Below are 14,474 nucleotides of genomic sequence, written 5' to 3'. Positions count from 1 at the left end.
CGATCGGAAGACTGCTCAGAAGACGATGTAGAGGACGACGGTCAGCGCGAGGACGATCGCGCCGAGCGTGGTCGGCGAGCGGTACCACCCGGCGTCCTCGCCCGTGGCCTCGTGGGTGCGCGCCTCCTTGGGCGTCAGCGACCACACGAGCCCGCGCAGCTCCTCGTCGGTCTTGGGCCGGGTGAACATCGAGACGACCACCGCGACCAGCACGCCGACGACGAACGCCGCGGCCGCGCCGATGAAGCTGCCGGCCTGGCTCGACACGTCGATGACCTTGCCGGCGACCAGCCGGTCGATCGTGAACGCCGCGGCCGTGCCGGCGACCAGGCCCGTCCATCCGGCGGGACCGGTCATCCGCTTCCAGAACAGGCCCAGGATGAAGATCGCGAACAGCGGCGCGTTGAAGAAGCTGAACAGGCTCTGGATGTAGTCCATCAGGTTCTGGCTGCCGCTCGCGATGAACGCGGTGCCGATGGCCAGCAGGCAGCCGATGACGGTGACGGCGCGACCGACCTGCAGGTAGTAGCGGTCGGAGCGGCCGGGCCGGATCCAGTCCTGCCACAGGTCGTAGGTGAACACGGTGTTGAGCGAGCTGACGTTGGCCGCCATGCCGGCCATGAACGCCGCGAGCAGGCCGGCCAGCGCGACACCGAGCAGGCCGTTCGGCAGCACCTCGCCCATCAGCAGGGTGAGCGTGTCGTTGTAGGTGACGGCGCCGTCGGGCGCGTTCCCGCCGGCCTTCTTCAGCTCCACCAGCTGCGGGACGAGCACCCCGGCCACCATGCCCGGCACCACGATCACCAGCGGGATCAGCGCCTTGGGGAACGCGCCGATGATCGGCGTGCGCCGCGCGGCCGACATGCTCCTGGCCGAGAGGGCGCGCTGCACCTCGGCGAAGTTGGTGGTCCAGTAGCCGAACGACAGCACGAACCCGAGGCCGAACACGATGCCGACCACGGACAGGAAGCCGTTGTCGATCTGGGTGAGCGCGGTGCCCGGCCACGACGAGAGGTCGTCGGGGAAACCGGCGGCCGCGACCTTCTGCTTGAGCCCGTCCCAGCCGCCGACGCGGACCAGGCCGGCCACCGTCAGCGGGATGAGCAGGGCGAGGATCACGAAGAACTGCAGGACCTCGTTGTAGATCGCGGCCGACAGCCCGCCGAGGAACGTGTAGGCGAGCACCACCAGCGCCGCCACCGGGATCGCCACGGCCAGCGACCAGCCCAGCAGCGCCTGCATCACCAGGCCGAGCGCGAACAGGTTGACCCCGGCGATCAGCACCGACGCCAGTGCGAACGCCACACCCTGGACGCGCTGGGTGGTGGGGTTGAACCGCTTGCGCAGGAACTCCGGCACCGAGCGGGCCTTGCTGCCGTAGTAGAACGGCATCATCACGATCCCGAGGAACACCATCGCCGGGATCGCGCCGATCCAGTAGTAGTGCACGGTCGGCACGCCGTACTTCACGCCGTTCGCGGTCATGCCGATCAGCTCGAGCGCGCCGAGGTTGGCGGAGATGAACGCCAGCCCGGTCACCCACGCCGGCAGCGAGCGGCCCGACAGCAGGAAGTCCAGGCTGGACGAGACCGATCTGCGCGCCGCGTAGCCGATGCCGAGCACCAGCGCGAAGTAGAAGACGATGAACACGTAGTCGTACCAGGCCGTGTCCAGGCGGGTATCGACCGCTTGCGCCAGCACCGTCGTCATCGTCCGTGTGCCCCCTGATGCGTTCGTGCGCCCCGTGCGCGGGACGCATCATGTGCCCTCGAACGGGTCGCCGCCACCGCAGGCGCGCGGCGCGTCGGGATCGTGATCAATCCTCGCCCGACGGAGCTACGGGCCGCAGCGTCGCCGGCCGATGATCAGGCGGTGCGCAGGACAGGGTGATCCACGTGCGGCTCGGCGCCGGCGACCTCCAGGAGCGCCTGCAGGCCGACGGCGACGCGGGGGTTCTCCCGGCTGCCACGGCGCAGGCCGGCGAGCAGCCGCCGGTGCGGGGTGCTGGGGCCGCTCAGGGGGATCACGTGGACCGTGGGCTCGGCGGGCACCAGGCGTGGTTTGAGGGAGACGCCGAAGCCGTGGCCGACCATGGCCACGACGAGTGGCCAGTCGGTCACCTCGTGGGCGATCCGGGGACTGAACCCGGCGGAGAGGCACGCCGCGGTGACCAGGTCGTGCTGGGGGCAGCTGCCGGGCGCGGCGAGCACCCAGGGCTCGTGCGCGACGTCGTCGAGGGCAGCGCTCGTCCGGCCGGCCAGGGGGTGGTCGGCGGGGACGATCAGGTCGAGCGGGTCGTCGAGCAGGTGGACCTGCTCGTAGCGGGCGTCGTCGACGCTCGGGCCGGCCGGTGCGGGCGTGGTGACGGCGAGGTCGAGCTCATCGGTCAGCAGCCGCTCGAACGCCTCGGCCGGCTCCAGCTGGGAGATGCGCACCTCCAGCCGGGGATGGGTCCGGCGCAGCCGCCGCGCGGCCGGCAGGACGAGCAGGTCCAGGCTGGACGGGAAACCGGCCAGCCGCAACGGCCCGCCGGGCAGGTCGGTGGCGGCCTCCAGCTCGGCCAGTGCGCGTTCCCAGCCGGCGGCGAGGTCGTCGGCGTGGCGCAGCAGGACGTGCGCCGCCTCGGTGAGCCGGACGCGGCGGCCGTCGGGTTCGAGCAGGGGGACGCCGAGCTCGTGGGCGAGCCCGCGCAGCTGCTGGGAGACCGCGGACGGGGTGAGGTGCAGCGATGCGGCGGCGGCGGTGATCGTGCCGAGCGCGTGGACGACGCGCAGGACGTGGATCCGGCGGTCCATCATGCAGCCAGGCTACAGGTTCGCGTCCACAAACGTGAAATGGACCTGTTGGTTGATGGCGGTCAGGCTGGTGTCATGCACACGATCTGCACCCTGCACGAGGTCTCCCGCCACCGCACCCCGACCAGCCGGCCGCGGCGGATCGCGGCCGGTGCCGGCGTGGTCGGCACCGCTCCGCTGGTGCTGATCGCCGCGGCGGCCGTGCCGACGGCCGGGCTGCTCGCCGCGACCGGGCTCGGCCTGCTCATCGGCTGCGTGGCCGGAGTCGGCGCCGGGTTCGTCGCTGCGGATCCGCGGCGGGGCGTGCGGGTCGCGCTGACGACCGCAGCAGCGGCGACTCCGGCCGCCGTCGCGCTCGCGGGGCTGGTCATGGCACTCGGGCCGGTCAGCGTCATCGCGCTGCCGGCGCTCTACGCCGTCGCCGGCATCGCGTGGTGGATCGGGCCACGGGCCGGGCAGAGGGTCCCTACGCTGGACGCGTGACCCGCACGCTGCTGGCCTGCGGCATGGTCGCCGGCCCGCTCTTCGTGATCGCGTTCCTCGTCGCGGGTGCGCTGCGGGCCGACTACAGCCCGCTGCGCCACCCCGTCAGCTCGCTGGCGATCGGCGACGCGGGCTGGACGCAGGCGGCGAACTTCCTCGTCACCGGTCTGCTGGTGCTCGCGTTCGCCGTCGGGCTGCGGCGGTCGGGCTCCGGGCGGTGGCTGCCCGTGCTCGTCGGGCTGGTCGGCATCGGGCTGCTCGGCGCCGGCCTGTTCACCTGCGACCCGATCAACGGGTACCCGCCCGGAACGCCGCTGGCGCCGGTCCCGACGGTGCGCGGCACGCTGCACCGGGCGTTCTCGGCGCTGGTGTTCCTCGGGCTGCCGATCGCGGCCCTCGTCGCGGCCCGCGGGGAGCATCGGCGCGGGTTCGCCCGGTACGGCCTGGTCTCGGCCGTCGCGTTCCTCGCGCTGTTCGTGCTCGCCGCGCTCGGCTTCGCCCAGCAGCCGGTCCTCCTGCCGGTCGGCGGGCTCCTGCAGCGGCTCTGCCTCGTCGTCGGTCTGGCCTGGCTCACGGTGCTCGCCGTGGATCGCGCACGTGGAGCGCCGACCGGTTGATCGGCGCGCGTCGACGTGTCACCGTCGGCGGACCAACGGCGGTGGGGGGACGACGGCATGGTGGACGCTGCCCAGCTGAGCCGGCCGGCGGTCCGCCGGGCCGGATCCGCGCCACCGCGCAGGCGCCGCGGCGGCGATGCCTGGCCGCTGCTGCTCCCGGCGCTGCTGCCCGTCGCGCTGCTGTCCGTGTGGCCGCTGCTGCAGGGGCTCGCGCTGGGCTTCACCGACAGCCGCGCCGGCCGCAACGTCGTCACGTCGTTCACGGGCCTGGACAACTACGTCACGCTGCTCGACGACACGCTGTTCTGGTCGTCGTTCCGCATCGGGCTGGTGTGGGCCCTGTCGGTGACGGTGCTGCAGTTCTGCGCCGGCCTCGGTCTGGCACTGCTCCTGAACGCGGACCTGCGGCTGCGCTGGCTCACCCGCACGCTCGCGCTGGTGCCGTGGGCCATGCCGCCGGTGATCATCGCGATCATGTGGCGGCTGCTGCTCAACCCGCAGTACGGGGTGGTGGGTGGCGTCGACTGGCTCGGCAGCTTCGCCACCGCGCTGCCCGCCGTGATCGTCGTCGGCGTGTGGGCGGGCATGCCGCAGACGACGATCACGCTGCTCGCCGGCCTGCAGGCGATCGACCCCACGCTGCACGAGGCCGCCGCCGTCGACGGGGCCGGGCTGTGGCGGCGGTTCTGGCACGTCACGCTGCCGGGGCTGCGGACCGTCGCCGTCGCCGTCACGACGCTCGACTTCATCTGGGCGTTCAACTCGTTCGGGCTGGTGTACGTGCTGACGGCCGGCGGGCCGGGCGGCCAGACGATGCTGCCGATGCTGTTCGCCTACAACGAGGCGTTCGGCGCCGGCAACTTCGGGCGGGCCGCCGCGATGGGCAACGTGATGGTGGTGCTGATCGTCGGGTTCCTGCTGTTCTACCTGCGTTCCCAGCTGCGGGGGCAGCGATGAGAGCGCTCGGCCGCCCCGCCCAGTACCTCGCGCTCGCCGCGTACCTGGTCTTCCTGGGCTTCCCGCTGCTGTGGCTGCTGTCCAGCGCGCTGAAGCCGGCCGCCGAGCTCGCGATCGGCGGCACCGGGCTGCTGCCCGCGAACCCGACGCTCGCCAACTTCGCCGCCGCCGCGACCGACGCCGACCTGGGCACCGCCGCGTGGAACAGCACCCGCGTCGCCCTCGGCGCGACCCTCGCCGTGCTGGTCATGGCACTGCCGGCGGCCTACGCGCTGGCCAGGATCCGGACCCGGCTCAAGATCGTCGCGAACGGGTGGGTGCTGGTCAGCCAGGTGTTCCCGGTGATCCTGGTGGTGCTGCCGCTGTTCCTGATCCTGCGCCAGTTCCGGCTCACCGACAGCCTGTGGGGGCTCACCCTCGTGCACGCCGTGTACGCGCTGCCGTTCGCGCTCTGGATGCTGCAGGGCTACATCGCCGCCATCCCGCGCGACGTCGAGGAGGCCGGGGCCGTCGACGGCGCCGGCCGCACCCGCATCCTCGCCAGCATCGTCGCGCCGCTGCTCGCCCCCGGGCTGGTGGCGACGGCGATGTTCACGCTGATCTCGTCGTGGAACGAGTTCTTCTTCGCGCTCGTGCTGATCCAGGACCCGGACAAGGTGACGCTGCCGCTGGCGCTGTCGCGGTTCGTCAGCTCCGAGGGGCAGGTGCAGCTCGGCGCGCTCGCCGCGGGCGCGCTGCTGGCCACCGTGCCCAGCCTGCTGTTCTTCGCCGCGGTGCAGCGCCGGCTCACGTCCGGCCTGGTCTCCGGGGCGGTGAAGGGATGATCCGCACGCTCGCCGCGCTCGTCGCGGGGCTCGTCGCCGTGGCCGGCTGCGCCACCGCCACGGTGCCGCCCACCCCGCAAACCACCGGACCGACCACGATCCGGTTCCAGAGCCTCGCCTTCCAGAACCCCACCGTCGCGGCCACCAAGCGGATCGTCGCGGACTGGAACGCCGCCCACCCCGACATCACCGTGCGGCTCAACCAGGGCAGCTTCGACTCGGTGCACAACCAGCTCGTCACCCAGTTCATGTCCGGCTCGGCGCCTGACGTGATCCACGACGAGTCGGTCGACATCACCGGCTTCGCCCGGCAGGGCTACGTGGCCGACCTGACCCCGTACCTCTCCCCCGAGCTGCGCGCCGCCATCCCGCAGGGCCTGTGGGACACCGTGACCGTCGACGGGCGGATCGTCGGCGTGCCGATCATGATGCAGTCCTACGTCGTGTTCGCGAACACGGACCTGCTCGCCGGTGTCGGTGTGCCCGAAGGCCAGACCCTGACGTGGGACGCGCTGGCGGACCTGGCGCGCCGTGCGACCACGGACACCCACAAGGGCCTGGGCTGGGGGCTGCGCCAGCCGACGGCGACGGTCATGTCGCTCGGCCTCAACTTCGGCGGCGGGTTCTTCAGCGGCAGCGGCGACGCCGTCACGTTCGCCGTCGGGGACGCGGAGCTGGAGGTGCCGCGGCGCATCCACGACATGGCGTGGGTGGACGGGTCGCTCGACACCACCTCGCTCACCCAGAGCGGCTCCGACGTGCTGAAGGGCTTCCTCAACGGCCGCTACGCGATGATCGTCGGCGGCAGCTTCCTCGCCCAGCAGCTCACCGAGACCGCGCCGCCCGGCTTCCACTGGACGGTGCTGCCGGCGCTCTCCGGCTCGGCGGACCCGACGTCGGCGCGGCAGTCCGCCAACCCGCAGGTGCTGTCGGTGGCGGTCGACAGCCCGGCCATCGCGCAGTCCGCGCGGTTCGTCGAGCACGTCGTGCAGCCGGCGAACCTCGCCGCGCTGACGCAGGGCGAGTGGCTGATCCCGTCGTCGATGCCCGCGCGGGCGGCCGTCGCCGCGGCCACGCACGGTCAGAACGGCTGGGCCGGCACGCTGGCCGGCGCGCAGCACATGGTGCGGGCGCCGTTCCAGTCGGTGCAGCGCTACCCGCAGTGGAAGGACCGGATCGCCACCCCGGCGCTGCAGCGCTACCTGGGCAACCGGATCGACCTGCCCACCCTGCGCGCGCAGCTCACCGAGGGCTGGCAGCAGGTGGCGCGCTGAGCAGCGCCTTCGCGTAGCAGCGGCTCATCGGCGACGCCCGGTAGTGCCCGAACGACGGCATCCGTGCGTAGCCGGCCGCGGTGTAGAGCGCGATCGCGGCCGACTGCGGCGTGCCCGTCTCGAGGATGGCCCGCGTGCGGCCGGCTGCCAGCGCGCTGCGCTCCAGCGCGGCGAGCATCGCCCGGCCGTACCCGCGCCCCCGCCGGTGCGACGCCACGAACATCCGCTTGACCTCGGCGTCGCCGTCGCGGACGGCCGGGTCGGAGGGGTCGGCGTCGCGGGCCCGCCACCCGCCGGACGCGACGGGCTCATCGTCGACGTACCCGACGAGGAACGCGCCGCGCGGCGGGGCGAAGTCGTCGACCGCGACGACGGTCTCGTCGCCGGTGTCACCGTAGGTCTCGCCGTAGAACGCGTACAGCTCGGCGATCAGCTTCTGCGCGTCGGGATGGTCGATGGGCACGGCTCGCACGTCGATCACGCGTCGACAGTACGGCCGGTGGTGTTCGATGGAGGCCATGACGACCAGCTCGCCGGGGGGACCCGAGCCGGACCTGATGACCGACCGCGCGCACAGCGCCCGCGCCTACGACTACCTGCTCGGCGGCAAGGACAACTACGCGGCCGACCGTGCGATCGCCGACGCCGCGGAGCGGGCCTGGCCTGCGGTGCGGCTGGCGGTGCGGGCGAACCGGGCGTTCATGACGCGGGTCGCGCGGCACTTCGCCGAGCTGGGCGTCCGGCAGTTCCTGGACGTCGGCACCGGCATCCCGACCGAGCCCAACCTGCACCAGGTGGTGCAGGAGGTCGCCCCCGACGCCCGGGTCCTCTACGTCGACAACGACCCGATCGTGTTGGCCCACGCGGCAGCGCTGATGAACGGCGACCCGCGCGGCCGCACCACCTACCTGCAGGCCGACGCGCGCGACCCGCAGGCGATCCTCGACTCGCCCGAGCTGACCGGCATGTTCGACCTGACGCAGCCCGTCGCGCTGTCGGTGATCGGGCTGCTGCACTTCCTCGACGACGAGACCGCCACCCGGCTCGTCCACACCGTCCTCGACTCGGTGCCGTCGGGCAGCTGCCTCGCGCTGTCCCAGATCACCCTCGACCTCGACGCCGAGACCGTGCGCGGCGCCGCCGCCGGCTACGCGGGCGGCGGGGTGCAGACCCACCTGCGCAGCAAGGAGCAGCTGCACGAGCTGTTCCTCGACGGGCTGGACGTGCTGGAGCCGGGCGTCGTCGTCGTGCACCGGTGGCGCCCCGACGAGGGCTCGGTCATGTCCGAGGTGCCGGACGCCAAGATCTCCGTCTACGGGGTGGCGGCGCGCAAGCCGTGAGGGCGCGCCACACCCACGACGTCACACACGGTTGGGCCCGTTCACACACGTCCGGACATGTGTGAACGGGCCCAACCGTGTGTGAGGTCCGCGGGCCGGCGCCGCCTACGCGCCGGCCTTCGCCCGCTTCCGCCAGTGGGTCAGTGCGCGCTCGGTGTAGCCGTTGGGCTCGGTGCGGCCGGTGAACACCAGCTCCAGCGCCGCCTGGAAGGACTCGCTGCCGTCGAGGTCCTTCGCCATCGGCCGGTAGCCGGGCTCGGCCGCGTTCTGCTCGTCGACGAGCTCGGCCATGCGCGCGAAGGTGGCGCGCACGCCGGCCTCGTCGACGATGCCGTGGTGCAGCCAGTTGGCGATGAGCTGGCTGGAGATGCGCAGCGTGGCGCGGTCCTCCATCAGGCCGACGCCCTCCAGGTCGGGCACCGTGGAGCAGCCGATGCCGAGGCCCACCCAGCGCACGACGTAGCCGAGGATCGACTGGGCGTTGGTCTCCAGCTCGTGGCGTTTCTCCTCGTCGGAGAGCTGGTCGACGAGCAGGGGCACGGTGAGCATGCCGCGCCGGTCGGTGCCCCGGCCGGCGAGCTCGCGCTGGCGGGCGGCGACGTCGGTGCGCAGGTAGTGCAGCGCGTGCAGGGTGGCCGCGGTCGGCGACGGCACCCACGCGGTGCTCGCGCCGGCGAGCGGCTGAGCGCCCTTCTGCTCCAGCATCGCGGCCATCGCGGCCGGCTTGGCCCACATGCCCTTGCCAATCTGGGCGTGGCCGGCGAAGCCCGCGGCGAGCGCCACGTCGACGTTCGCGTCCTCGTAGGTGGTGAGCCACTCGGTGGACTTCATGGCGTCCTTGCGCACCACCGGGCCGGCCAGGAAGTCGGTGTGGATCTCGTCGCCGGTGCGGTCGAGGAACCCGGTGTTGACGAAGATGACGCGGTCGGCGGCCCGCGCGATGCACGCGCCCAGGTTCACCGACGTGCGCCGCTCCTCGTCCATGATGCCGATCTTGAGGGTGCGCGCCGGCAGCCCCAGCGCCTCCTCCACGGCGGCGAACAGCTCGACGGTGAGCGCCACCTCGTCGGGTCCGTGCTGCTTGGGCTTGACGATGTAGACGCTGCCCGTGCGGGAGTTGGCGAACCGGCCGAGGCCGCGCAGGTCGTGCAGCGCCGCCGTGGCGACGACCAGCGTGTCGAGGACGCCCTCCGCGACCTCCTGCCCGTTGACGAGCACGGCGTCGCTGGTCATGTGATGGCCGACGGTGCGGGCCAGCAGCAGCGCGCGGCCCGGCAGGGTGAGCGGGGAGCCGTCCGGTGCCGTCCACTCGCGGTCGCCGTGCACGGTGCGCTCGACGGTCTGCCCGCCCTTCTCGAACGTCGCGGTGAGCGCGCCGGTCATCAGGCCGAGCCAGGTGCGGTAGGCGTTCGCCTTGTCGGCGCCGTCGACGGTGGCCACCGAGTCCTCGAGGTCGACGATCGCGGTGACGGCCGACTCCAGCACGACGTCGGCCACGCCGGCGTGGTGCTGGCGGCCGATGCGGTGCTCGGGATCGATGCGCAGCTCGACGTGCAGCCCGTTGCGCACGAGCAGGACGCCGCCCTCGGTGGAGCCGGCGAACTGGTCGGCGTCGGCCAGCCCGGCCTCCCCCGAACCGGTGTGGACGACGAGGCGGCCGTTGTTGACCGTGTACGCGGTCGCGTCGGCGTGGCTGCCGGACGCGAGCGGGAACAGCTCGTCGAGCAGGCGGTCGGCCTCCTCGATGACCTCGGCGCCGCGCTGCTCGTCGTAGCCGGGGGCGAGCTCGCGGGTCTGCGGGAGCGCGTCGGTGCCGTACAGCGCGTCGTAGAGGGAGCCCCAGCGGGCGTTCGCGGCGTTCAGCGCGTAGCGCGGCACGGTGGCGGGCACCACGAGCTGCGGGCCGGCGATGGTGGCGATCTCCGCGTCGACGTTCGCGACGTCGATCTGCGGCTCCTCGACCGGCAGGAGGTAGCCGATCTCGGCGAGGAACTCCTCGTAGCCCGCCGGGTCGGCGCCGTGCTCGGTGTGCCAGGCGTCGACGCGCTGTTGCAGCTCGTCGCGGCGCGCGAGCAGCTCCGTGATGCGCCCGGCGAACCGCTGGTGGAGGCTGTCGAGCACGCTCCAGAAGCGCGCCGAGTCAAGCTCCGAGTCGATGTCGAGACCGGGCAGCAGCTCGTCGGCGACGAACGCGCGCAGGGCAGGGTCGATCTCCAGGGCAGCCACGGCTAGATTCTAGCATACGGATAATGTTTTCCGCATTGCGGAATGACCCGTGCCGTCGTACGCTTTGCCGATGGCGCTGGATACCGCGGTGCAGCGGGCGTTCGAGCGTGCCCTCGACCCTCGCGACGTGCTGAGCGACCCGGTCGCCTGCCGCGCGTACGAGTGCGACGGGCTGACCGGCTACCGCGTGGTCCCGCAGCTGGTGCTGCTGCCGCGCACGGCCGAGCAGGTGGCCGCCGCGGTCCGGGTCTGCGCCGAGCACGGGGTGCCGTTCGTGGCCCGCGGGGCCGGCACCGGGCTCTCCGGTGGAGCGCTGCCGGTGGCGGACGGGGTCGTGATCGGCCTGAACCGGCTCAACCGGGTGCTGGAGGTGGACCCGCTCGACCGGCGGGCGATCGTCGAGCCCGGCGTCTCCAACCTCGACGTCACGCGGGCCGTCGCGCAGCACGGGCTCTACTACGCGCCGGACCCGTCCAGCCAGCAGGTCTGCACGATCGGCGGCAACGTCGCGGAGAACTCCGGCGGCGCGCACTGCCTCAAGTACGGCTTCACCACCAACCACGTGCTCGCGATCGAGGTGGTGCTGCCCGACGGCTCGATGGTCACGCTCGGCTCCGACACCGGCGAGCAGCTGGGTCCCGACCTGCGCGGGGTGTTCCTCGGCTCGGAGGGCACGCTCGGCATCACCACGAAGGTCACGCTGCGCCTGCTGCGCACGCCCGAGACGGTGCGGACGCTGCTGGCCGACTTCCCGTCGATCGCGTCGGCCGGTGACGTGGTCTCCGACATCGTCGCCGCGGGGATCGTGCCCGCCGCCGTCGAGATGATGGACACGCTCGCGATCGAGGCCGCCGAGCAGGCCGTCCACGCGGGCTACACCGTCGGCACGCCTGCCGCCCTCGTCGTCGAGCTGGACGGGCCGGCCGAGGAGTGCGACTCGACGTTCGAGCAGGTCAAGGAGATCTGCGACCGGCACGGCTGCACCCGACTGCACATCGCCGGCTCCCCAGAGGAGCGCGCGGCGATCTGGCGGGGACGCAAGGCGGCCTTCGCCGCCGTCGGGCGGATCAGCCCCGACTACTTCGTGCAGGACGGCGTGGTGCCGCGCACCCGGCTGGCCGAGACGCTCGACCGGATCGCCGCGATGGGCGCGAAGGCGGGCATCCGGGTGGCGAACGTCTTCCACGCCGGTGACGGCAACCTGCACCCGCTCGTGCTCTACAGCGCGGCGGCCGGCGAGACCGAGCGGGCGGAGCAGCTCTCGTCGGCGATCGCCGAGCTGTGCGTCGAGATGGGCGGTGCGCTGTCCGGCGAGCACGGCATCGGCACCGACAAGGCCTGCTCGATGCCGAAGATGTTCGGCCGCGACGACCTCGCCGTGATGGCGCGGGTGCGCGACGCGTGGGACCCGCACGGCATCTGCAACCCGGGCAAGGTGCTGCCCACCCCGCGGCTGTGCGGGGAGCAGCCCGGCAAGTACCGCGCGCATCCGTTGGAGGAGGCCGGGGTGATCGAGAGGCTATGACCGCATCGATGCTGCGGCCCACCGATCTCGCGTCGCTACGGGCGGCGATCCTCGACACGACGGGCACCATCGGCATCGGCGGCGCGGGCACGGCCGCGGGGTGGGCCGGGGCGCTGCGGCCCGTCGACGCGGTGCTCGACACCACCGGGCTGTCCGGGGTGATCGTGCACAACCCCGGCGACATGACCGTCGCCGTGCGCGCCGGTACCCCGCTGCGCGACCTGCAGCAGGAGCTGGCGCCGCACGGCCAGCAGGTGAGCCTCGACGCCGCGCGCGTGGCGGACGGCGCGACCGTCGGCGGGTTGTTCGCCACCGGGGACGCCGGGCCGTCGGCGCTGGTGTTCGGCTCCCTGCGGGATCTCGTCATCGGCGTCACTCTCGTGCTGGCCGACGGCACGGTGGCCCGCAGCGGCGGGCACGTGATCAAGAACGTGGCCGGCTACGACCTCGCCAAGCTCGTGCACGGCTCGTACGGCACGCTCGCTGTGCTGGCCGAGGTGGTGCTGCGGCTGCACCCCGTGCCCGAGCGGCGGGCCACGCTCGCCGTGACCTGCCCGCTCGCCGACGCGGCCGAGCTCGCGGCCGCCGTGCTGGGCGGGCCGTACGAGCCGGCGGCGCTGGAGTGGGTGGGCGGCACCCTGCTCGTGCGGCTCGACGGCACCGACGCCGCCATGGAGGCGCGCCTCGGCCGGCTGCGCCACGTGCTGCCCGGCGCCACCTTGACCGACGGGTGGGCGGCGCACGCCGCCGCCGTCCGCGGCGGGCCGCAGGACGCCGTCCTGCGGATCGGCACCCGCCCGTCGCGGCTGCCGGGAGTGCTGGCCGCGCTGCCCGCGCGGACCGTCACTGCCGGTCTGGGCACCGGGATCGCCACGGTCGCCCTCGATCCCGGCGACGTGGCCGCCGCGCACGAGACGGTCGCGGGCGCCGGCGGCACGTCGGTGCTGCGGTCGCGACCCGCCGGCGCCGACGTTCCCGCGTGGGGCCCGCCGCCCTCGGCGCTCGGTGTGCTGCGCGCCGTCAAGCAGTCCCTCGACCCGGACGGCCGACTCGGCCCGGGCCGCCTCGACCCCTGGATGTGACGTGACCACCCCCGCCGGATCCGCCGAGACCAACATCCCCCAGCAGGGCCCCAGCGCGTTCGACGGGCACCGCCCGCCGGACCGGGACCTCCTCGACGACTGCGTGCACTGCGGGTTCTGCCTGCCCACCTGCCCCACCTACCAGCTGTGGGGCGAGGAGATGGACTCCCCGCGCGGCCGCATCCTGCTCATGGACCTCGCCGGGAAGGGCGAGATCACCCTGGAGGGCTCGTTCACCCAGCACATCGACGCGTGCCTCGGCTGCATGGCCTGCGTGACGGCGTGCCCGTCGGGCGTGCAGTACGACCGGCTGCTGGAGGCGGTGCGCCCGCAGATCGAACGCAACGTGTCACGCTCGCCGGGCGACCGGCTCTTCCGCACCGCGATCTTCGCGCTCTTCCCGTACAAGCGGCGGCTGCGGCTCGCCGCCCTGCCCGGCGCGCTCTACCAGCGGCTGCGCCGGATCCCGGCGGTCGCGAGGCTCGCCGGGAAGCTGCCGGGCCGGCTCGCCGCGATGGAGTCGCTGCTGCCGCCCGTCACCGTGCGGGACGCGTTCGCGCAGCTCCCCCGCCTCACGCCGGCGGTCGGGGGCAACCGGCGCGGACGGGTCGCCCTGCTGACGGGATGCGTGCAGGACGTGTTCTTCCACCGCGTCAACGCCGCCACCGTGCGCGTGCTCGCCGCCGAGGGCTTCGACGTGGTCGTGCCCCGCGACCAGCAGTGCTGCGGCGCGCTGGAGCTGCACTCCGGCCGTGAGGACCCGGCGCTGCGGCGGGCCCGGCGCACCATCGAGGAGTTCGAGGTGCTCGGCGTCGACGCCGTCGTCACGAACGTGGCGGGCTGCGGGTCGTCGATGAAGGAGTACGGCCACCTCCTCGCCGACGACCCGGCCTGGGCGGACCGCGCTGCCCGGTTCTCCGCGTCCGTCCGCGACGTGCACGAGGTGCTGGCCGACGCCGGGCCGCGGGCCGAGCGCCACCCCGTCCGGGCCCGGGTCGCCTACCACGACGCCTGCCACCTCGGGCACGCCCAGCAGGTGCGTGCGCAGCCGCGGGCCGTCCTGACCTCGATCCCCGGCGTCGAGCTCGTGGACCTCCCCGAGGCGGAGTTGTGCTGCGGCTCGGCCGGCATCTACAACCTGCTCAAGCCCGACGCCGCCGGCGAGCTGGGCGCGCGCAAGGCCGCGAACGTGCGGGCCGCGCAACCCGACATCGTCGTCACCGCCAACCCGGGCTGCCTGCTGCAGATCGGCAAGCACCTGGAGGCCACGCTCCCGCTGCTGCACCCGGTGCAGCTGCTGGACGCGTCGATCCGCGGGGTGCCCGTCCCCCGCACCTGATTCCGAGATGCC

The 14,474-nt window shown here is 73.3% G+C and carries 13 protein-coding genes; 9 read left to right on the top strand and 4 right to left on the bottom strand.

Translation table 11 applies throughout. From position 1 onward, the window contains the following. Positions 1 to 15: 15 nt before the first annotated feature. Together ACQEVB_RS19090 and ACQEVB_RS19085 are read right to left on the bottom strand one after the other, a co-directional pair. Positions 16 to 1,710 (bottom strand): sodium:solute symporter family protein, encoded by a 1,695-nt coding sequence (locus ACQEVB_RS19090; protein ID WP_432973051.1) that lies wholly within the window; start codon positions 1,708 to 1,710, stop codon positions 16 to 18. A 155-nt stretch (positions 1,711 to 1,865) separates the two neighbouring features. Further along, the gene (locus ACQEVB_RS19085; protein WP_432973048.1) at positions 1,866 to 2,798 is read right to left on the bottom strand and encodes a LysR family transcriptional regulator; all 933 of its coding nucleotides are present in this window, start codon (positions 2,796 to 2,798) and stop codon (positions 1,866 to 1,868) included. A 72-nt stretch (positions 2,799 to 2,870) separates the two neighbouring features. On the opposite strand from ACQEVB_RS19085, the gene ACQEVB_RS19080 reads away from it, so the two are divergent. Genes ACQEVB_RS19080 through ACQEVB_RS19060 form a run of 5 tightly spaced genes read left to right on the top strand, consistent with a single transcriptional unit; the run spans position 2,871 to position 6,950 of the window. Continuing rightward, complete coding sequence (locus ACQEVB_RS19080) at positions 2,871 to 3,278, top strand: hypothetical protein (protein WP_432973046.1); 408 nt, start codon at positions 2,871 to 2,873, stop codon at positions 3,276 to 3,278. Then, a complete protein-coding gene (locus ACQEVB_RS19075) occupies positions 3,275 to 3,895 on the top strand; it encodes a DUF998 domain-containing protein (RefSeq protein WP_432973043.1) in 621 nt (206 codons plus the stop codon). Before ACQEVB_RS19080 ends, ACQEVB_RS19075 begins: the two co-directional genes overlap by 4 nt. A 57-nt stretch (positions 3,896 to 3,952) precedes the next feature. After that, positions 3,953 to 4,852: a carbohydrate ABC transporter permease gene (locus ACQEVB_RS19070; protein ID WP_432973040.1), complete on the top strand. Its 900-nt coding sequence runs from the start codon at positions 3,953 to 3,955 to the stop codon at positions 4,850 to 4,852. Continuing rightward, positions 4,849 to 5,676 (top strand): carbohydrate ABC transporter permease, encoded by an 828-nt coding sequence (locus ACQEVB_RS19065; protein WP_432973037.1) that lies wholly within the window; start codon positions 4,849 to 4,851, stop codon positions 5,674 to 5,676. Before ACQEVB_RS19070 ends, ACQEVB_RS19065 begins: the two co-directional genes overlap by 4 nt. Then, positions 5,673 to 6,950: an ABC transporter substrate-binding protein gene (locus ACQEVB_RS19060; protein WP_432973034.1), complete on the top strand. Its 1,278-nt coding sequence runs from the start codon at positions 5,673 to 5,675 to the stop codon at positions 6,948 to 6,950. The genes ACQEVB_RS19065 and ACQEVB_RS19060 overlap by 4 nt, the downstream gene beginning before the upstream one ends. Here the strand turns inward: ACQEVB_RS19060 and ACQEVB_RS19055 are convergent. Next, entirely contained in the window at positions 6,919 to 7,428 is a 510-nt protein-coding gene (locus tag ACQEVB_RS19055) for a GNAT family N-acetyltransferase (protein WP_432980444.1), read from the bottom strand. The genes ACQEVB_RS19060 and ACQEVB_RS19055 overlap by 32 nt on opposite strands. A gap of 40 nt (positions 7,429 to 7,468) precedes the next feature. Here ACQEVB_RS19055 and ACQEVB_RS19050 point away from each other — a divergent pair, with 40 nt between their 5' ends. Further along, positions 7,469 to 8,290: an SAM-dependent methyltransferase gene (locus ACQEVB_RS19050; protein WP_432973031.1), complete on the top strand. Its 822-nt coding sequence runs from the start codon at positions 7,469 to 7,471 to the stop codon at positions 8,288 to 8,290. A 105-nt stretch (positions 8,291 to 8,395) separates the two neighbouring features. Here ACQEVB_RS19050 and ACQEVB_RS19045 read toward each other — a convergent pair whose 3' ends face one another. Continuing rightward, positions 8,396 to 10,516 carry a malate synthase G gene (locus ACQEVB_RS19045; RefSeq protein ID WP_432973028.1) on the bottom strand — a complete coding sequence of 707 codons (2,121 nt, stop codon included), beginning with the start codon at positions 10,514 to 10,516 and terminating at the stop codon, positions 8,396 to 8,398. Positions 10,517 to 10,586: 70 nt separating this feature from the next. Between ACQEVB_RS19045 and ACQEVB_RS19040 the strand changes: the two genes are divergently transcribed. From ACQEVB_RS19040 to ACQEVB_RS19030, 3 genes are read left to right on the top strand one after another with little or no spacing between them, the layout of a single operon-like run. Further along, positions 10,587 to 12,041 (top strand): FAD-linked oxidase C-terminal domain-containing protein, encoded by a 1,455-nt coding sequence (locus ACQEVB_RS19040; RefSeq protein WP_432973025.1) that lies wholly within the window; start codon positions 10,587 to 10,589, stop codon positions 12,039 to 12,041. After that, entirely contained in the window at positions 12,038 to 13,123 is a 1,086-nt protein-coding gene (locus tag ACQEVB_RS19035; RefSeq protein ID WP_432973022.1) for an FAD-binding oxidoreductase, read from the top strand. The genes ACQEVB_RS19040 and ACQEVB_RS19035 overlap by 4 nt, the downstream gene beginning before the upstream one ends. 1 nt (position 13,124) lies before the next feature. Continuing rightward, on the top strand, positions 13,125 to 14,462 hold the full coding sequence (locus tag ACQEVB_RS19030) for a (Fe-S)-binding protein (protein ID WP_432973019.1): 1,338 nt from the start codon (positions 13,125 to 13,127) through the stop codon (positions 14,460 to 14,462). Positions 14,463 to 14,474 lie beyond the last annotated feature (12 nt).

Origin of the sequence: Pseudonocardia sp. CA-107938 (assembly GCF_050936315.1) — a bacterium.
Classification (GTDB): domain Bacteria; phylum Actinomycetota; class Actinomycetes; order Mycobacteriales; family Pseudonocardiaceae; genus Pseudonocardia.
This window is presented reverse-complemented; position numbering and strand designations above follow the sequence as displayed.